This is a genomic window from Streptomyces sp. NPDC057137, from assembly GCF_042670825.1.
In the GTDB taxonomy this organism is placed as follows: Bacteria; Actinomycetota; Actinomycetes; order Streptomycetales; family Streptomycetaceae; genus Streptomyces.
In genome coordinates this window covers 1-18,805 of record NZ_JBHUUW010000017.1, presented here as the reverse complement: position 1 = coordinate 18,805, position 18,805 = coordinate 1, and the positions used below count along the sequence as shown (strand labels likewise).

Below are 18,805 nucleotides of genomic sequence, written 5' to 3'. Positions count from 1 at the left end.
TGAAGTCCGCTTATGCTGTGTGAGGCTTCGCCGCCGGCTCCTTGCCCCGAGCTCTGCACCCTCCAACGCAGCGCTCGGCGTGCGGCGGCCCGCGCAGGGCCACGTCCCCTCCCACCGAACGAAATCGGACTCCGACATGCATGTCTTCCTCTGGATCCTGCAGGCTCTGCTCGCCGCCGGGATGCTTGCCGCCGGCGGCGGCAAGCTCGCCCAGCCCTACGAGAAGACCGCCGAGTCGATGGCCTGGGCGAAGAGCTTCAGCGCGGGCCAGGTCAAGACCATCGCCGCACTGGAGGTGCTGGCTGCACTCGGCCTGATCCTCCCAGCCGCGACCGGTATCGCCACCGTGCTCACGCCGCTTGCGGCCGTCGGCGTCGCACTGATCATGATCGGCGCGGTGGTCACCCACGGCCGCCGCAGCGAATGGCCGAACGTCGGAGTCAACATCGTCCTGCTCGCAATTGCCATCGTGATCGCCTGGGGCCGCTTCGGCCCGTACGCCTGGTAAGCCGCCCGAAGGCATCCATCCACCCCCCACCCAGTTCCTCCTCCGAAACGGAGCCCCGCTGTGTCCGCCGTCCCGGGCGCCGAGCCCGTCACCGCCGAACGGGCCGTCGTCGAGGCGGACCTCGTCATCCTCGCCCTGCCCCTCGGCAAATACCGCAGCGTCCCAGTGGAGGCACTGCGCGGCAAGCTCGTCGTCGGCGCGATGAACTACTGGTGGGAGGTGGACGGAATCCGCGACGACCTCACCGACCCGGGCACCTCCTCCAGCGAGCTAGTCCAAGCCCACCTGACCGGCTCCCAGGTCGTGAAAGCCTTCAACCACATGGGCTACCACGACCTGGAGGACGGCGCCCGCCCCGATCTCACCACGGGGCGCCCGTCCGCCGCGCCATCGCCGTCGCGGGAGACGCCCCCCAGGCCGTGGCCACCGTCACCGCGTTGGTGGATGCCCTCGGCTTCGATCCGGTTCGAGGCCGGAGCGCTTCCCGTCAGAATGAATTGTGATGGCTTGAGTGCAGGCGTGGCCGGCCCGACCTCCGTAGCGGATGTGGAGTGCGCGCCATCCGCAGGCGCGCTGGTCACCCTGGCGCTGAGGCGTCAGGGGCACTCGCTACCGTCCGTGGCACGGCACCAAGTGATCATCTGCCTGACCTGATCCAGATGAGACCGGAGATCGAGCTGCTGCTGCGGCTCAGCAGGACCACGGACCCGTTCCTTTGCGGGATGCGGATCATCGCCATGGTGCCGGAGGACGGCACCGGACACCTCATGAACTGCGTGATGTTCCACGACAGCCACAAGACCGATGAAATCACCAGGAGAACGAAGAGGGTGCCCGCCGTGACCGCACCCTCGGCGCTGACGGCACCCTGAAGAACACACCGACCGCTTGAAACAGGACCGAAGCCGGGTCAGAGCCTCATGCCGGGGCGACGGCGCCGGGCGGGCAGGCTCGCGATCCACGCCGGCCCATCCCTTCGTGTGCGGCATACCGCTCCAGAACGATCCTCCACGTCCAGCAGGTGGGCAGATGCTTCATCAAAGCGGTGATGCAGGTTGAACGTTGAGCCACTGGCGATGCGGCAAACCCGCCGTACTCTCCCTGATGGTGCCGCAATCCCCGCGAGGGTTCCCCGGATTCCAGCTCCAGTTCGCAACGAACCCGCTCGCTTCGACGGGAGGAGAGGAGAGGACGACGCTCGGTCAGCGGCCCCACTGCACGTGATGTTTCGACAGGTCGCGATTGGCGGCCTTCCAGAAGCCCCCCGCTTCCTTGGAGTGGTCCGCCATCGCGGCTTCGGACGCGGCCTCGTCACCGGCCGCGAGAGCTTCGTAGATCCTCTTGTGCGCGGCCAGGACCGCGGCGCGCTGGGCGCGGCTGTAGGACTCGGTGCCAGAGGGGCCGAAGGCGGTGCCGCCGGCCACCGATTCGACCGCGAGCATCAGCAGCCTGAGCACGTTGCTTCCCGACGCCTCCGCGATGACTTCGTGGAAGACCAGGTTCTCGCGCTGGAAGACCACCGACTCGTCAAGGTATTCCTCCATGCGGAGAATCGTCTGCTGGAGGCGGGCCAGGGCGGGGGCCCGGATCCGGGTCGCGGCCATCGCCGCCAGCCGCGGCTCCAGCGCGTGCCGGGCCTCGAAGACATCGCTGAAAGACGCCCCTTCGAACTGCAGCAGCATCGTCAGCGCCTGGCCCAGGTCAGACGGGCGCGGGTGGCGCACGATCGGGCCGCCGGCCCGTCCGGCGCGGATGGTCAGAACGCCGTGGCTCTCCAGAATCCGCAGCGCCTCACGCAGAGTGCTGCGGCCGATGGCCAGTTCCTCGGCCATCACCTTCTCGGTGGGCAGCCGAGTGCCTTCCGGCAACTTCTCGGCGACGATCCGATGGAGGAGTTCACGTGCGACCACTTCGGACTGTTTCGCGGCGCGAGGTGACGACCTGCGCGCGGTTGTGTCCTGAGCCGCATTCATTAAGACCCCCGCCGACATAAACAGTGAATACTTTTAGGATATCAGGGCGGTCGGCGGCCCCCTGAAATCATCCGGATGCCCTTTGGACGTCCCAGGTGGTGGCTTAAATCGATCGTAAGCAGGGTTTTCCGCCATTCGTCCCGCGGCACGCTGAACGGGATATTTTGCGCGCCGGGTACGTGTCCGCTCCCGGTTCAGCCGGCGATGGTGACGTCGAACGCCGAGAACCGGTCGCCGGCGTGTTGCGACTGCTTGGAGTGGCGCGCGGGATCGCCCACCGCCACCCGCTCCGTGAGCAGGCACTTGAGCAGTCGCGCCAGGTAGCCCAGCGCCGGCGGGTCGCCGCGCTCCCAGTACACCAGAGGGCGGCCCAGACAGGCGTGCGGGCCCCCGCCGAAGGCCAGCCCGAAGGGTTTCACCCGGGGGGCGCTGACGGCACGAAGAGGGTCGAATTGCGAAGCGGTCTCTCCGAAGATCTCGGGATCGCGGTTGGCGGGCCCCACATGGAGGGCGACCCGTTCACCGGCTTTCAGGTGGCGTCCGGTGCTCAGTTCGACATCCTCCAGGACCGCGCGCAACAGGTACGGGTTCCCGGTCCGGTGCAGCCGCAGGGTTTCGCGGACCACGTCGTTGAGGAACGCGTCGTCGTCCAGACGGTGGGCCTCCGAGGGATTCACCGCAAGCCAGCCGGACAGTTCGTTGACGCAGTTGGCGATCTGGGACACGGGGTTGTTGACCGAGGCGGCGAACAGCACGACGCACTCGCGGAAGATGGCGTCCTCGTCGAAGCCGCCGTCCGGCGACGACAGCAACTGGGTGATCAGGTCGCCGGGAAGCCGCTCCGCGTCCTCGCCGCCTTGCTTGATGGCGGCAGCGCGGCGGCTCAGGCTGGCGTCGAAGAACTCGGCCTTGAGGCCCTGGCGCGCCGCCCGGGATTCGCGGGTGATGGCCGCGAGGTCGCGCAGGGTGAACTCCGCGGTGAGCCCGCCGATGATCGGCGTCATGAAACTTTCCAGCCGCTCCAGCCGCTCGGCACTGTCCACGCCGTCGATGCCGATCAGCGCGGCGGCCATCCGGCCATAGACCTGCCGGGCGAACGGGATGAGGTCGAAGTGGACCGTCTCGCCGCCCGCCGCCCGCTCGCGCAGTGGCGCGATCAAACCTTCGAAAAGTTCTGTCAGGAGCGACCCACGGGGTCCCCAGGGCTGGGAGATGTCCACGATTTTCGCCAGCAGCCGTCGGCGCTGCCGGTGGTCTCCGCCTTCGAGACCGACCACGGTCCCGCGGGCGAACTCCTCGGAGTCGCCCTTGGTGTCGGCGAGGCTGAACTGCTGCGGCCGGGCGAGGATCTCTTCGACCTCCCGGTAGGAGGTGATCTCCAGGTTCCCCGCGCCCGCCGACCCGTCATAGGGGCACCCGCTCGCCGCGGCCGCGTGCGACAGGCCCTCACCGTTGGTTCCACTCACCGTCGATCTCCTTGCCGTAGCCCGAATCCGTCCGGACCGTTGCCGGATCCTTATCGACCACCTACATTTATATAGTAGCATAATAAGCATGATTGGTTGTCACGACGAGGAGACTTCCATGCCCCAGCACGTGGCCGACACGGTCTCCACTACGGTTGCGGTCGACTCATCCGAGGGCTTCGCGGTGCGGGTGCTCCGTAGGGTGGCGCTCGCCGACGATGTCGCGGGCCTGACCCTGGCCGGCGAGGACGGTCGGCCACTGCCTCCGTGGGAGCCGGGAGCCCACATCGAGGTGGTCCTGCCCTCCGGGCTCCGTCGGCACTACTCCCTGTACGGCAACGCCGACGACCCCACGTATGACATAGCCGTCCTGCGGGAGGAGAACGGGCGCGGTGGCTCCCGTGAACTCTACGAAGAGGTCACCGAAGGGGCGACGTTGCGCATCGTCGGCCCGCGGAACCGTTTTCCGTTCGATCCGACGGAACGCTACGTGTTCGTGGCCGGAGGGATCGGCATCACGCCGATCCTGCCGATGATCCGTGAGGCGTCCCGGCGGGGCATTCCGTGGACCCTCGTCTACGGAGGGCGGACCCGGAGGTCGATGGCCCTGCTCGACGCGCTCGACGCCATGGACGGCGGATCGGTGCAGCTCGTACCGCAGGATGAGCAGGGCATGATCGACATCGAGGCCGTCGTCGCGGAGGTCGACGACAACACGCTGCTCTACGCCTGTGGGCCGGAGGGTCTGCTCGCGGCTCTTGAGGGGGCCGTCCTGCCCGGCCGGCGTGAGCGGTTGCGCGTCGAGCGGTTCGTGGCCGCCACTGCCGACGACGAGGCCCGAGCCGGCGGCCCCGCCGACAGCGAGTTCGAACTCGTACTGGCCCGAACCGACATGACCGTCACCGTTCCGGCCGATCGGACGATGATGGACATCGTCCTGGAGCACACCCCGTTCGCACCCTTCTCCTGCGGAGAGGGCTATTGCGGGTCGTGCGAGACCCCGGTGCTCGACGGCGTCCCCGACCACCGGGACGTCGTGCTCACCGACGAGGAGCGGGCAGCGAACGACACCATGATGATCTGCGTCGGCCGTTCGCTCTCCAAGCGGCTGGTCATCGACCTGTAGCCCATGCCGTGGGGCGAGCCGGCCGCCCCGTCTCGCCATGAAGGGTGGTACACCACCCCGATCGCCCACCAGGCCCGCGACGCGGACGGGTTCGGCGAGCGGCGTGTCGTGGGGGTCGGCGGCGACGGAATACGCGATCCCCGTGGGGTCGCTCTGGCTTCGACGGGCCAACTCCCGACGGCTGCGGCCAGGTCCGGGTCCGGGACTGTGGGCTGTCTCGCGCAGACCCGGCCGTACGTTCGCGGGCCCTTCGCGCCGTCGCCGCGAGACACTCGTGTCCACGCCGCAGGTGGTGGGTGGCCGATCAAGGCGTCGATCCACCAGAAACCGGTCCTCGCGAGAGCGCGTCGCGACTTTGCCACCCCGACGACATAACCGACACCGTGTTCCTCGCGCGCGCCGGAACCTGGAGTCTGTCCGAACGCCTCGTCGGCCGCGCCCCCCACCGGCTCCCGGCTTCAAGGACGCGGGCGCTCTCCGACCTGGTGGCGAAGGCCCGCCCGGCGGGGATCCGCGCCGCATCGCACCGCGCGCGGTTCCCCGTCCACGACTTCGGCCGGTAGGGCTCGCTCGGCCAGCGCCCGCTCACGGCGGGCGGCGTAGGCGGCGAACACCCCGATTCGGCAGTTGTCGATCTTCAGCGAGCGTATGTGTAGAATCCGCGCCCGCTCTTGCGGCCGAGCAGTCCGGCGGCGACCATGCGGCGCAGCAACGGCGGTGGGGCGTAGAGCGGTTCCTTGAACTCGTCGTACATGGCCTCGGCGACGGCCTGGGCGGTGTCGAGGCCGATCAGGTCGAGCAGGCGCAGTGGGCCCATGGGGTGGGCGCAGCCCAGCACCATGCCGTTGTCGATGTCGTCGGCGGAGGCGAAGCCGGATTCGAGCATGCGTACCGCGGAGATCAGGTAGGGCACGAGCAGCGCGTTGACGACGAAGCCGGAGCGGTCGCGTGCGGTGATGACGGTCTTTCCGAGCGCGTCGCGCGCGAACTCCTGGGCGCGTGCGACCGCTTCGGGTGAGGAGAGTTGGGTGGGCACGATCTCGACGAGGGGTTGTACGGGGACGGGGTTGAAGAAGTGCATGCCGACGACGTTCTCGGGTCGGCTCGTGGCGACCGCGAGGTCCATCACCGCGAACGAGGACGTGTTGGAGGCGATGACGGCGCGGTCGTGGACGAGGACCTTGTCGAGTGCGGCGAGGGTGTCGAGTTTGGTCTGTCGGTGTTCGGCGACGGCCTCGATGACGATGTCGCGGTCGGCGAAGTCGGCGAGGTCGGTGGTGAAGGTGATGCGGGCGAGCGTGGCGTCGCGGTCCGCGAGCGTGAGTTTGCCGGCCTTGACGCCGCGGGCGAGCGAGGTCTCGATGCGTGCGCGGCCGTTGTCGGCGGCGGCCGGGGTGACTTCGCCGACGAGGACGGGCAGGCCGGAGCGGGCGGCGACTTCGGCGATTCCGGAGCCCATGAGGCCGCAGCCGACGATGCCGACCTTGGTGGGTTCGGGCATGGTGGTAGTCCTTTCGGCCCCGGGGTGTGGGGCTCGGTGATCGCCCGAGGAGGCGGAGGCGGGGGTCGGGATCAGACGTTGCGGCGGTATTGGCCGCCGACTTCGAAGAAGGCGTCGGTGATCTGTTCGAGGCTGCATACGCGGGCGGCGTCCATGAGGACGGCGAACACGTTCTCACCGCGTGTGGCGGCGCGCTTGAGTTCGGCGAGCGCGGCCGTGGCGGCGTTGGCGTTGCGGGTGGTGAAGTCGTGGACGCGGGCGAGTTGGGATTCCTTCTCGGCCTCGGTGGCGCGGGCGAGTTCGACGACGGTCGCGGGGGCGTCGGCGGCGTGCGGGTTGCGGAAGGTGTTGACGCCGATGATGGGCAACGTGCCGTCGTGCTTGCGCTGTTCGTACAGCATCGACTCGTCCTGGATCCTGCCTCGCTGGTAGCCGGTCTCCATGGCGCCCAGGACGCCGCCGCGTTCGTTGATGCGGTCGAACTCGACGAGTACGGCCTCCTCGACCATGTCCGTGAGTTCATCGATGACGAACGAGCCCTGGAGCGGGTTCTCGTTCATCGCCAGGCCCCACTCGCGGTTGATGACAAGTTGGATGGCGAGGGCGCGGCGTACGGATTCCTCGGTCGGGGTGGTGACTGCCTCGTCGAACGCGTTGGTGTGCAGGCTGTTGCAGTTGTCGTAGATCGCGATGAGCGCCTGCAGCGTGGTGCGGATGTCGTTGAAGTCCATCTCCTGGGCGTGCAGCGAGCGGCCCGAGGTCTGGACGTGGTACTTGAGCTTCTGCGAGCGCTCGTTGGCGCCGTACCGCTCCCGCATCGCGACGGCCCAGATGCGCCGGGCGACCCGGCCCAGGACGCTGTATTCGGGGTCCATGCCGTTGGAGAAGAAGAACGACAGGTTCGGAGCGAAGTCGTCGATGGCCATGCTCCGCGCGAGGTAGGCCTCGACGTAGGTGAAGCCGTTGCTGAGGGTGAAGGCGAGCTGGGAGATGGGGTTCGCGCCGGCTTCGGCGATGTGGTAGCCGGAGATGGAGACCGAGTAGAAGTTGCGCACCTGGTGTCGCACGAACCATTCCTGGATGTCGGCCATCACGCGCAGCGAGAACTCGGTGGAGAAGATGCAGGTGTTCTGGCCCTGGTCCTCCTTGAGGATGTCGGCCTGTACGGTGCCGCGCACGTTCGCGAGCGCGTGGGCGCGGATGGTGTCGGCCTCGTCGGGGGTGGGTTCGCGGTTCTCGCTCGCGCGGAACGCGTCCATGCGCTGGTCGATCACCGTGTTGAGGAAGAACGCGAGGATCGTGGGCGCGGGTCCGTTGATCGTCATCGACACGGACGTGGACGGCGCGACCAGGTCGAAGCCGTCGTACAGGGCCTTCATGTCGTCGAGGGTGGCGACAGAGACGCCGGAGGTGCCGACCTTGCCGTAGATGTCGGGGCGTTCTCCGGGGTCGCGGCCGTACAGGGTGACGGAGTCGAACGCCGTGGACAGACGGGTGGCGTCGCCCTCGGCGGACAGGAGCTTGAACCTGCGGTTGGTGCGGAAGGGGTCGCCCTCGCCGGCGAACATGCGTGCCGGGTCCTCGCCGTCGCGCTTGAACGGGAACACGCCGGCGGTGAACGGGAAGTAGCCGGGAAGGTTCTCGGCCCGCAGGAAGCGCAGGAGTTCGCCGTCGTCGACGTAGCGGGGCAGCGCGACGCGCGGGATGCGGTTGCCGGACAGGGATTCGCGGGTGAGCGCGGTGCGGATCTCGCGGTCTCGCACCTTGACGACCTGTTCGTCGCCGTCGTACGAGGCCGCGACCCGGGGCCAGTCGGCGAGCAACGCCGCCGAGTCCGGGGAGAGTTCGGCCTCGGCGCGGGCCAGGAGGGCGTTCAGGTCGGTGGGGCTGTCCGTGCCCTCTCCCGCGTCGGCCTCCGCGCGCAGTTCGTCCCGGACGGCCGCGAAACGCTGGCGGCGGCGCGCGACGGCGACCTGACGTCCGGTCAGGGCGTGGTAGCCGCGTACGGATTCGGCGATCTCGGCGAGGTAGCGCACGCGCGCGGGCGGCAGGATCTGCGCGGCGCCGGTGGAGTGGCGGACGTCGACCGGGTCGAGTGTGCCGTCGTCGAGATGGAGTCCGGCGCCCGTGAGTTCGCGGGCGAGTCGTCCGTAGAGGGCGGTCACGCCGTCGTCGTTGAAGGTGGCGGCGGATGTGCCGTACACCGGCATGTCCTCCGGCCGGGACGTGAACGCCTCGCGGTTGCGCACGAGTTGGCGCGACACATCGCGCAACGCGTCCTCGGCGCCGCGCCGTTCGAATTTGTTGATGGCGACGACGTCGGCGAAGTCGAGCATGTCGATCTTCTCCAGTTGGGAGGCCGCCCCGAACTCGGGCGTCATCACGTACAGGGAGACGTCGGCGTGCGCGGTGATGCCGGCGTCACCCTGGCCGGCGCCGGGGGTCTCCAGGATCACCAGGTCGAATCCGGCGGCCTTGGTGATCGTGAGGATGTCCTCGACGTGCTCGGGGAGTTCGCGCGCGCCTCGGGTGGCCAGGGAGCGGAAGAAGACGCGGTCGCCGTCGAGGCTGTTCATCCGGATGCGGTCGCCGAGCAGCGCGCCGCCGCCGCGCCTGCGGGTGGGGTCGACGGCGAGCACGGCGACACGCCGCCGGTCGCCCTGGTCGACGCGGAGCCTGCGCACCAGTTCGTCGGTGAGTGAGGACTTGCCCGAGCCGCCGGTGCCGGTGATCCCGAGGACGGGGACGCCGCGGGCCGCCGCGGCCTCGCGCAGGCGTTCCCGGTCGGTGTCGGTCAGGGCGCCGGACTGGGCGACGGTGATGGCGCGGGCGAGGGCGGTGCGTTCGCCTGTCAGGATGGCGTCGACGTCGAGGGCCCGCGCGGTGAGGTCGGTGTCGCAGTCGCGGATGAGCCGGTTGATCATGCCGGCGAGGCCGAGTCGTTGGCCGTCCTCGGGTGAGAAGATCAGGACGCCGGCGGCGGCCAGGCGCTCGATCTCCTCCGGCACGATCACTCCGCCGCCGCCGCCGAAGACGCGCACGTGTTCGGCGCCGGCCTCCTTGAGCGAGGCCGTGAGGTATTCGAAGTACTCGACGTGGCCGCCCTGGTAGGAGCTGACCGCGATGCCTTGGACGTCCTCCTCGATCGCGGCGTCGACGACCTCGCGCACCGAGCGGTTGTGGCCGAGGTGGATCACCTCGGCGCCCTGCGACTGGAGGATCCTGCGCATGATGTTGATCGCGGCGTCGTGGCCGTCGAACAGGGCCGACGCGGTGACGAAGCGAACCGGGTTGACGGGTATGTGCAGTTCGGGCTTGGGCGGGGTGGGTGGGGCCGTGGCGGTCATGTCGTCTCCGTGGCAGGGGCTTCGTCGGTTGGCTCAGTGCGCGGGGACCCGAAGGATCAGGGCGTCGCCCTGTCCCCCGCCGCCGCACAGGGCGGCTGCTCCGGTGCCGCCTCCGCGTCGGCGCAGTTCGTGGGCGAGGGTGATGGCGAGTCGAGCTCCGGACATGCCGACGGGGTGCCCGAGGGCGATCGCGCCGCCGTTGACGTTGATCCGCTCGGCGGGCAGGTCGAGTTCACGTGTCGAGGCCAGTGCGACGCCGGCGAACGCCTCGTTGATCTCGATCAGGTCGAGGGCGTCGAGCGTGAGGCGGCCGTCGCGGCGCAGCGCGTCGCGGATGGCGTTGGCGGGTTGCGCGACGAGGGAGGGGTCCGGGCCCGCGACGGTGCCGTGGGCGCCGATCTCGGCCAGTACGGGCCAGTCTTCGGCGGCGGCGCGTTCGGCGGTGGTGATCACGACCGCGGCCGCCCCGTCGGACAGTTGCGAGGAACTCGCGGCCGTGATCGTGCCGTCGTCGCTGAACGCCGGGGCGAGTTGGGCCAGGCGTTCGACGCTGGTGTCGGGGCGGATGCCCTCGTCGTGGGCGAGGTCGGCGCGGCCGGTGCGCACGGGGACGATCTCCTCGCCGAGCCGGCCGTCCGAGCGTGCGGCGGCGGCCAGGCGGTGTGAGCGTGCCGCGTAGGCGTCCTGCTCCGCGCGGGTGATGCCGTAGACGCGCTGGTAGCGCTCGGTCGCCTCGCCCATCGGGATGCCGTCGAAGGCGCACGTGAGCGCGTCGCGGTCGAGGGCGTCGGAGACGACGACGGGGCCGTACTTCCAGCCCAGGCGCGAACCTTCGATCAGCTGCGGGGCCCGCGTCATGGACTCCATGCCGCCGGCGACGACGACCTCGTGCTGCCCGGCACGGATCAGCGCGTCGGCGAGCGCGATCGCGTGCAGGCCGGACAGGCACAGCTTGTTCACGGTGCTCGCGGGCACCGTCATCGGGATGCCCGCGCGTGCGGCCGCCTGCCGGGCCGGGTTGGGGCCCACACCGGCCTGGACCACGGTGCCCATCAGTACGGCGTCGACCGCGTTCGCGGGCACGCCGCCCGCGTCGAGGGCGCCGGCGATGGCGATACCGCCCAGAGTGGGCGCGGAGCATGTGCGCAGGCCGCCGAGGAGTTTTCCGATCGGCGTGCGGCGGCCGGCGACGATGACGGTTGCGGACATGGTGACAACCTTCTGATGGGCCTGAGGACATCCGGTATTCGGACGTCCTAGTAGTTGGGCGGAGGGGTGCGCGGAGGAGAACCGGCGGGGTGGGGAGGGGAGGGGGCTTCGGGTGGTGCCTTTCGGCGCTGCTCGGGCCCGGCGGCGGTACCGGCCGGCCGGTTATCCGCAGTCGCCGTGCCGTCCGAGACCCCGGTAGGGCGCGGCGAGTTCCAGTCCGCAGACGTCGCACCGCGGGATCGGCACCGGCTCACCGAGGCTGTCCAGCCACTCGTCACGTGCCGCCAGTTTGGCCACGATGGTGGAGGCGGCCACCGACGCCAGGGGAAGGACGAGCCCGCGCTGCCCCGCGGCCGTCGCCGCCGCCGACAGGTCCTTGAGCATGACGGTCCCGACGGGCGCCGTGCCCGGGGGCTGATTCCGGCGGATCCGGTCGTGGAAGCCCCACGTGCGGATCGCCTTGGAGTCGGCTGAACTCTTCACCAGCACCGAGGTGACCGCGTCCTCCTCCAGGCCGTACGCCTGCGCCAGTTCCATGGCTTCGAGGTGCAGCGCGTAGGTGCTCATGGTGGTGAAATTGACGATCAGCTTCATCGCTGAGCCCGCGCCGACCGCGCCGACGTGGAAGATCTCCTTGCCGATGCTGTCCAGTACGGGACGGATCGTCGACACCGCGCTGTCCGAGCCGCCCACCATGACCGTCAGCTCGCCGGTGCGGGCCTTGGCCACGCCGCCGGCCACGGTGGCGTCCACCACCTCGACGTGATGCCCGGCCAGCCGGTCGGCGAGCTGCCGCATGAACAGCGGTGTGACGGTGCTGTGCACGACGAAGGTCTTGCCGTCCGCGTCCAGACCGGTCAGGTGGTCCGCGACTTCGCTGACCTGGGCCTCGTTCAGGACCACGACACAGATGATGTCGGCGTCACGGCACACGGCGTCGGCGGACCCGGCGGCGAGGGCGCCCGCCGCCACGAGGTCGGCGACCGCCTCGGGGCGGATGTCGTGGACCAGGGTCGGCAGGCCGCCGGCGATGACGGCTTGGGCGATGGCCGCCCCCATGTTGCCCAGTCCCACGACGCCGACTGTCGGCTGCTGCCCGGGGATGTGCGCTGTCATTGGTGACTCCTTGTCGGTCGGTGCCCGTTGTGCCGGGCGAGGGGCGAGGAACAGGACGAACTCAGCTCGGGCTGGTGGGCTCGGCCCACCAGATGTCGTCGTCGCTGAGGAAGTTGACCGCCTTGACCTCAAGGAACTCCTCGATGCCCAGGGCGCCGAACTCCCGTCCTCGGCCCGAAGCCTTGTAGCCGCCGAAGGGGGCGGCCAGATTGAGGCGGCCACCGTTGACACCGACCATTCCCGCGGCCAGCCGGCGGGCGACGGCGGTGGTCACCGCCGGGTCGGGAGGACCCCACACCGCAGAGGCGAGGCCGTACGGCGTCCCGTTGGCGATGGCGACCGCCTCGTCCACGTCGTCGTAGGGAAGGAGGCAGAGAACGGGTCCGAAGATCTCCTCCTGGGCGACCCGAAGATGACTGCGCACATCGCTGAAGACGACGGGGGACACGTAGAAGCCCGAGTCGGGCAGCCGCCGCTCACCGGGGAGGGCGACCGGCCGGGCGCCCTCGTCGATGCCCGACCGGATGAGTGCCTCGACCCGGCCACGCTGCGCCGCCGACACCAGCGGTCCCAGATCGGTGCCGGCGTCGAGCGGGTCGCCGATCGTGAGCGCCCCGACGGCCGCCGCGACACGTTCCTCCACCTGGGCCAGGAGGTGCCGGGGCACGATCAGGCGGGTGAGAGCCGCGCAGGTCTGGCCGGAGTTGCCGAAGCAGCGTGCGACCGTCCCGGCGGTGGCGCGGTCGAGATCCGCCCCGTCCAGGATCACCGAGGGCGACTTTCCGCCCAGTTCGAGGGTGACGCGCTTGACCCCATCAGCCGCGGCGCGTGTGATCGCGGCGCCGACGGCGGTGGAACCGGTGAAGGTGACCACATCGACCTCCGGGTGCACGACGAGCGGCTCACCGACCTCGTCGCCGTAGCCGAGGACCATGTTCAGCACCCCGCTCGGCAGGCCCGCGTCCCGGAAGACCTCGATCAGCGCGTAGACACTGAGTGGCGCCAGCTCCGAGGGTTTCAGCACCACCGTACAGCCGGCCAGTAGAGCGGCCCCGATCTTGGCCGCGGTCTGGTGCAGGGGATAGTTCCACGGCGTGATCGCCACCACGACGCCGGCCGGTTCCCGGACCACCAACGTGTGCCGGATTTTTTGCTGCCAGGGGACATCGTGGGCAACGTCGCAGAAGGCGCGCAGCACCCGTACGGGATATCCGACCTGAACGGCGCGCGCCAGCGTGAGGGGAGTGCCGACATCCTCGGAGATCGTGCGGGCGACGCTGTCGGTGCGCTCTTCCAGCAGTTCGGCCGCCCGTCGAAGCAGTTCGACGCGCTCCTTGAGCGGCGTGGCGGCCCAGGCCGGGAAGGCCGCCCTGGCCGCGCGTACGGCCTGCTCGCCGTCCGCCGCGTTTCCGCGGGGGACCCTGGCGATCACCTTCTCGGTGGCCGGGTTGACCACCTCGATGTACGACTCGGAGCCGGGCCGGACCCATTCCCCGCCGATGAACTGGAACTCGTAGCGACTGTCCATGCGCCCTCCACGTTTGTTCGTCCGATGCAGTACCCGGTGCGGGCGGCGGGGATCCGTCGCGGCGGGGCCGAATCCACCGTTCGGCGCGAGGTACCCACCGAGGTGACGGCGACGGCGGGATCCTTCCGTGGCACCATGAGGGGCCTCGGGCTCCCTAGTGCAATCTATGATTATGGTATCTACTATTTAAGGCTGCAACAAGGAGTCGGCCCCGCCTTCCCCGGTGGGCACGGACGACGAAGGACGGTGCGATGGGCAGGACACTTCGCTTGGCATTCGGAGGTCGCTACGACCGGGTCGAGGACATCGAGCAGTGCGGCGTACGCCACGGGCTGGATCTGCGGTTGTCTGTGCTGAACGGTCCCAAGGAGGCATTCGCGGCCATCACCGACCCGGCGGCCGGGTTCGACGCCGGCGAGATGTCGATCTCGTTCTACATGACACAGCGTTCGAAACTCGGGCCGGACTCGCCCCTGACGGCTCTGCCGGTCTGGATCTCCCGCGCCTTCCGGCACGGCAACGTGTACGTCCGCGCCGACTCCGGCGTCAAGGACTTCGCGGACCTGCGCGGCGCGCGGATCGGGTTGGCGGAGTACGGCATGACGATGGCGGTCTGGCTGCGCGGTGTCTTCGCCGACGAGCACGGTCTGCGGCCCGAGGACATCGAGTGGTACACCGGCCGTGACCCGGCCGCGCTGGAGGACGACACCGTCCGGTACCCGCAGGGCGTCCGTATCCGTGCCGCCGACCGGTCCTCGAGCCTGGCCGAGCAGCTGGCGCGGGGGCGCCTGGACGCGGTCATCGGCGCGACCAACAGCCCCATGCTGCCGGGCACGCGCCGCCTGCTGCCGGACTTTGCCGCCAGCGAGCGGGAGTACTACGGCCGGACCGGGATCTTCCCGATCATGCATCTGCTCGTGGTGCGGACACAGTTGCTCGCCGACGATCCAGGTCTCGCGAGACGTATCGCCGCCGCGTTCGAGGACGCCAAGGCGGAGGCGATGCGGCGGCTGTGGTCGGCGAGCGTCCCCAAGGTCACGCTGCCGTGGCTGCTGGCCGCCGTGGAGGAGCACGTCGCGCTGATGGGCGAGGACTACTGGCCCTATGGTGTCGCCGCCAATCTGCCCACGCTGGAGGCGTTGCGCCGCTACATGCGCGAGCAGGGACTGATCTGGGACGACCTTCCCCTCGGCGACTACTTCGACGGCGGAGTCGAGTGAACGGTCTTGCGTACATGCTAACTAGTAATATAGTTAGCATACTTATTGAAGGGTGGCGCCGTGTCCGCTGACGATCAAGTACGAGCCGCCGCCGATCGGCTGCTACGTGCCGCACAGACCGGAATCGCCTGTCAACCGGTGCGGGAACTCATCGGCGCCGCCGACATCGCCGCCGCCTACCAAGTGCAGCAGCGACTCGTCGCGGCGCGGATCGAGGCGGGCGCGGTCGTCGTCGGACGCAAGATCGGGCTCACCTCGAAGGCCGTGCAGAGCCAGCTCGGGGTCGGCCGGCCGGACTTCGGTGTCCTCTTCGACGACATGGAGTTCGCCGAGGGGCAGACCATCCCGATGTCCCGGCTCCTCCAGCCCAAGGCGGAGGCGGAGGTCGCCTTCGTGCTCGCCGAGGATCTCGCCGAAGGCCCGCTCGACCCACCCCAGGTCCGCGCGGCCGTCGCCTACGCGGTGGCCGCCCTGGAGATCGTCGACTCCAGGGTGGCGGACTGGGACATCCAGTTCGGCGACACCGTCGCCGACAACGCGAGCAGCGGCCTCTACGTACTCGGAAGCGTACGAAGGACGCTGGACGAGTTCGACCCGGTACTGGTCGAGATGGTGATGACGATCAACGGTGAACCGGTTTCCTCCGGCACCGGAGCGGCCTGCCTCGGCGACCCGCTCAACGCTCTCGCCTGGCTCGCCAGTACCGCCCGCGAGTTCGGACAGCCGCTGCGGGCCGGGCAACTCGTCCTTTCCGGAGCGCTCGGGCCGATGGCGACGGTCGATCCCGGAGCCACCGTCAGCGCCGACATCACCGGTCTCGGCACGGTCACGGCCAGCTTCGGCACCGCGCCCCACCACGATCAGGAGGAGCAGTCATGAGCGGACCCGGTCGCAAGACCAAAGTCGCGGTCATCGGGTCGGGCAACATCGGAACAGATCTCATGATCAAAGTTCTCCGGTTGTCGAAAGACCTGGAGATGGCCGCGATGGTGGGCATCGACCCGGCCTCGGACGGGCTGGCCAGGGCGGCCCGTCTGGGGGTGCCGACCACCGCGGAGGGCGTCGAAGGCCTCCTCGCCCTGCCCGGATTCCACGACATCGAGATCGTCTTCGACGCCACCTCGGCCAAGGCCCACATGGCCAACGCGCGGGTACTGGAACCGCACCGCAAGCGGCTGATCGACCTGACCCCGGCCGCGATCGGCCCCTTCGTCGTCCCTGCGGTGAATCTCGACGAGCACCTCGGGGCAGCCAATATCAACATGGTGACCTGCGGCGGCCAGGCGACCATCCCCATCGTCGCCGCTGTCTCACGGATCGCCCCGGTCGCCTACGCGGAAATCGTGGCCTCGATCTCCTCACGGTCCGCGGGGCCCGGCACCCGCGCCAACATCGACGAGTTCACCGAGACCACCTCCCACGCGATCCGCACCGTCGGCGGAGCCGAACGCGGCAAGGCGGTGATCATCCTCAATCCGGCCGAACCGCCGCTGATCATGCGGGACACGGTCTTCTGTCTCACCTCCGCGCCCGATCCGGCGCTGCACGACGAAATCCGCGCCTCGATCGCCAAGATGGTCGGCGACGTGGCCGCCTATGTGCCCGGCTACCGGCTCAAGCAGCACATCCAGATCGACCCGATCCCCGAGGACCAGCCGGTGCACACCCTGCTCGCCCCGGACTCCCCGCTCGTCCCCACCCACCAGGTGTCGGTCTTCCTCGAGGTCGAGGGCGCGGCGCACTACCTGCCGGCCTACGCCGGGAACCTCGACATCATGACGTCCGCCGCCCTGCGGGTGGCCGAACGCATCGCCCAGCAGGACGGAACCCCCCGATGACCGAGCGCCGACTGTACATTCAGGACGTTACTCTGCGTGACGGGATGCACGCCGTACGCCACCGGATCAGCACCCAGGACGTCGGGCGAATCGTCGCGGCCCTCGACGCCGCGGGCGTCGACGCCATCGAGGTGGCCCACGGTGACGGGCTGGCCGGCGGGTCGGTGAACTACGGACCCGGATCCCACACCGACTGGCAGTGGATCGAGGCCGCCGCGGCCAACATCACTTCCGCGCGGCTCACCACGCTGCTGCTTCCCGGCGTCGGCACGGTCGAGGACCTCCAGCGGGCGTACGGCCTGGGAGTACGGTCGGTGAGGGTGGCCACCCACTGCACCGAGGCCGACGTCTCCGCCCAGCACATCTCCACCGCGCGCGAGATCGGCATGGACGTGTCCGGGTTCCTGATGATGAGCCACATGGCCCCGGCCAAGGAACTCGCCGAGCAGGCCAAGCTGATGGAGTCCTACGGCGCTCACTGCGTCTACGTCACCGATTCCGGTGGACGGCTGACCATGGCCGACGTCGGAGAACGCGTACGCGCGTACCGCGACCTTCTGGACGCGGAGACCGAGATCGGCATCCACGCCCACGAGAACCTCTCCCTCTCCGTCGCCAACTCCGTGGTCGCTGTCGAGAACGGGGTCCGCCGCGTCGACGCCTCCCTCGCCGGGCACGGCGCCGGAGCGGGAAACTGTCCCATCGAGGCCTTCATCGCGGTGGCCGACATCTACGGCTGGAACCACGGCAGCGATGTTTTCGCGCTCCAGGACGCCGCCGACGACATCGTCCGCCCCCTCCAGGACCGCCCGGTCCGGGTGGACCGGGAGACGCTCACCCTCGGCTACGCCGGCGTCTACTCGAGTTTCCTGCGTCACGCCGAGGCCGCCTCGGCGCGTTTCGGTATCGACGTACGCACCCTGCTGCTCGAAGCGGGCAGGCGCAGGCTCGTCGGCGGCCAGGAGGACATGCTCATCGACATCGCACTCGACCTCGTCAAGGACCAAGTCAAGGACCAAACATGAGCGGCGGCGGCGGAAGCCCGCGCACACCCTGGCATGTGTGCTTCGTGGTCACTGACGTGGAGGCGGCGGCCCGCGAGTTCACCGACGGCCTCGGCGTCAGCTGGGGCGAGGTCACCGAGTACGACGAGATCATCCAGGACGCCGACGGGGCGAGTCTGCGCCTGGCGACCCGAGGGGTGTTCTCGCGTGAGACACCGCTGGCCATCGAGCTGATGGAGCCCGTCGCGGGAACCCCCTTCGTCCAACGCGGCGACTCGCCGTTCCACCACATCGCCTACTGGACCGAGGACGTCGACGCCGAGACACAGCGGCTCGACCAGCTGTCCCTGCCCTGCCTGGCCCTCGCCGGCAGCGCCGCCGGGCAGCCGAGGGCCTTCCACGAAGGCCCCTACGGCGTGCTGCTCGAAGCGTGCGGCGTCTCGGCGCCGCCACCGGGCATGGAGCAGTTCCTACCGAAGGGGATCAGGCTGTGATCTGGCACGTTGCGTTCGCCGTCGACGATCTCGACCGGGCGATGCGGGAGTTCGGTACGGCGCTGCTGCTGGACTGGCGACCGGTCAAGCACTACGTCGGTGTCACCAAGGACGAGTTCGGCACGGTGCACGAGATCGACACGCGGCTCACCTTCGCCACCGCGGGAAGCTGCGCCTTCGAGCTGTTCGAAGCGACGCCCGGCACTCCCAACGCCCCACGCGAGGGGACGGCGTTCCACCACCTCGGCTACTGGGCCGAGAACCTCGTGGACGAGTCGGAGCGGCTGCGGCAGTGCGGCTGGGTCTGCAAGGGCGGCCCCGAGAAGCCAGATGCCGAGTCACGGGCGATGTTCAGCGCCGGACCCCTGGGGGTGTTCATCGAGGCGTGCAACGTGACACTTCCCCGGGCGGGCCTGGAGAAGTACTACCCCACGCGCTGACCCGGCCCACGTGGATGTCCGCACAGCGCAGGGAC

General features: G+C 69.4%; 17 protein-coding genes. 10 read left to right on the top strand and 7 right to left on the bottom strand.

Annotated elements, in window-relative coordinates; translation table 11 throughout:
• Positions 1-136 precede the first annotated feature (136 nt).
• Genes ACFT9I_RS16420 through ACFT9I_RS16410 form a run of 3 tightly spaced genes read left to right on the top strand, consistent with a single transcriptional unit; the run spans position 137 to position 1,380 of the window.
• Positions 137-508, top strand: coding sequence for a DoxX family protein (locus ACFT9I_RS16420; RefSeq protein ID WP_382564754.1), 372 nt, complete (start codon positions 137-139; stop codon positions 506-508).
• 60 nt (positions 509-568) lie between these two features.
• Complete coding sequence (locus tag ACFT9I_RS16415) at positions 569-1,162, top strand: NADPH-dependent F420 reductase (protein WP_382564752.1); 594 nt, start codon at positions 569-571, stop codon at positions 1,160-1,162.
• 5 nt (positions 1,163-1,167) lie between these two features.
• The gene (locus ACFT9I_RS16410) at positions 1,168-1,380 is read left to right on the top strand and encodes a hypothetical protein (protein WP_382564750.1); all 213 of its coding nucleotides are present in this window, start codon (positions 1,168-1,170) and stop codon (positions 1,378-1,380) included.
• Between the two features lie 330 nt (positions 1,381-1,710).
• Here the strand turns inward: ACFT9I_RS16410 and ACFT9I_RS16405 are convergent, their stop codons facing one another.
• Both ACFT9I_RS16405 and ACFT9I_RS16400 read right to left on the bottom strand, forming a co-directional pair.
• The gene (locus ACFT9I_RS16405) at positions 1,711-2,481 is read right to left on the bottom strand and encodes a FadR/GntR family transcriptional regulator (RefSeq protein ID WP_382564956.1); all 771 of its coding nucleotides are present in this window, start codon (positions 2,479-2,481) and stop codon (positions 1,711-1,713) included.
• Between the two features lie 194 nt (positions 2,482-2,675).
• A complete protein-coding gene (locus tag ACFT9I_RS16400; RefSeq protein ID WP_382564748.1) occupies positions 2,676-4,028 on the bottom strand; it encodes a cytochrome P450 in 1,353 nt (450 codons plus the stop codon).
• Positions 4,029-4,065: 37 nt separating this feature from the next.
• Between ACFT9I_RS16400 and ACFT9I_RS16395 the strand changes: the two genes are divergently transcribed.
• Entirely contained in the window at positions 4,066-5,073 is a 1,008-nt protein-coding gene (locus ACFT9I_RS16395) for a PDR/VanB family oxidoreductase (protein ID WP_382564746.1), read from the top strand.
• A 637-nt stretch (positions 5,074-5,710) separates the two neighbouring features.
• Here the strand turns inward: ACFT9I_RS16395 and ACFT9I_RS16390 are convergent.
• The 5 genes from ACFT9I_RS16390 to ACFT9I_RS16370 all read right to left on the bottom strand — a co-directional run bounded on the left by ACFT9I_RS16390 (position 5,711) and on the right by ACFT9I_RS16370 (position 13,774).
• Positions 5,711-6,574, bottom strand: a complete 864-nt coding sequence (locus ACFT9I_RS16390; protein WP_382564744.1) for a 3-hydroxybutyryl-CoA dehydrogenase — start codon at positions 6,572-6,574, stop codon at positions 5,711-5,713.
• Positions 6,575-6,645: 71 nt separating this feature from the next.
• Positions 6,646-9,921 (bottom strand): fused isobutyryl-CoA mutase/GTPase IcmF, encoded by a 3,276-nt coding sequence (icmF, locus tag ACFT9I_RS16385; protein WP_382564742.1) that lies wholly within the window; start codon positions 9,919-9,921, stop codon positions 6,646-6,648.
• Positions 9,922-9,954: 33 nt separating this feature from the next.
• Positions 9,955-11,130 carry an acetyl-CoA C-acyltransferase gene (locus tag ACFT9I_RS16380; RefSeq protein ID WP_382564740.1) on the bottom strand — a complete coding sequence of 392 codons (1,176 nt, stop codon included), beginning with the start codon at positions 11,128-11,130 and terminating at the stop codon, positions 9,955-9,957.
• Between the two features lie 162 nt (positions 11,131-11,292).
• Complete coding sequence (locus tag ACFT9I_RS16375) at positions 11,293-12,246, bottom strand: NAD(P)-dependent oxidoreductase (RefSeq protein ID WP_382564738.1); 954 nt, start codon at positions 12,244-12,246, stop codon at positions 11,293-11,295.
• Positions 12,247-12,307: 61 nt separating this feature from the next.
• Positions 12,308-13,774, bottom strand: a complete 1,467-nt coding sequence (locus ACFT9I_RS16370; protein ID WP_382564736.1) for an aldehyde dehydrogenase family protein — start codon at positions 13,772-13,774, stop codon at positions 12,308-12,310.
• 269 nt (positions 13,775-14,043) lie between these two features.
• Between ACFT9I_RS16370 and ACFT9I_RS16365 the strand changes: the two genes are divergently transcribed.
• From ACFT9I_RS16365 to ACFT9I_RS16340, 6 genes are read left to right on the top strand one after another with little or no spacing between them, the layout of a single operon-like run.
• Positions 14,044-14,994 (top strand): ABC transporter substrate-binding protein, encoded by a 951-nt coding sequence (locus ACFT9I_RS16365; RefSeq protein ID WP_382564734.1) that lies wholly within the window; start codon positions 14,044-14,046, stop codon positions 14,992-14,994.
• A 60-nt stretch (positions 14,995-15,054) separates the two neighbouring features.
• Positions 15,055-15,873, top strand: a complete 819-nt coding sequence (locus ACFT9I_RS16360) for a 2-keto-4-pentenoate hydratase (RefSeq protein WP_382564732.1) — start codon at positions 15,055-15,057, stop codon at positions 15,871-15,873.
• Positions 15,870-16,832, top strand: coding sequence for an acetaldehyde dehydrogenase (acetylating) (locus ACFT9I_RS16355; protein ID WP_382564730.1), 963 nt, complete (start codon positions 15,870-15,872; stop codon positions 16,830-16,832). Before ACFT9I_RS16360 ends, ACFT9I_RS16355 begins: the two co-directional genes overlap by 4 nt.
• The gene (gene dmpG / locus ACFT9I_RS16350; protein WP_382564728.1) at positions 16,829-17,857 is read left to right on the top strand and encodes a 4-hydroxy-2-oxovalerate aldolase; all 1,029 of its coding nucleotides are present in this window, start codon (positions 16,829-16,831) and stop codon (positions 17,855-17,857) included. Before ACFT9I_RS16355 ends, dmpG begins: the two co-directional genes overlap by 4 nt.
• Complete coding sequence (locus ACFT9I_RS16345) at positions 17,854-18,330, top strand: VOC family protein (RefSeq protein WP_382564726.1); 477 nt, start codon at positions 17,854-17,856, stop codon at positions 18,328-18,330. The genes dmpG and ACFT9I_RS16345 overlap by 4 nt, the downstream gene beginning before the upstream one ends.
• Positions 18,327-18,770 (top strand): VOC family protein, encoded by a 444-nt coding sequence (locus ACFT9I_RS16340; protein WP_382564724.1) that lies wholly within the window; start codon positions 18,327-18,329, stop codon positions 18,768-18,770. The genes ACFT9I_RS16345 and ACFT9I_RS16340 overlap by 4 nt, the downstream gene beginning before the upstream one ends.
• Positions 18,771-18,805: the final 35 nt, after the last annotated feature.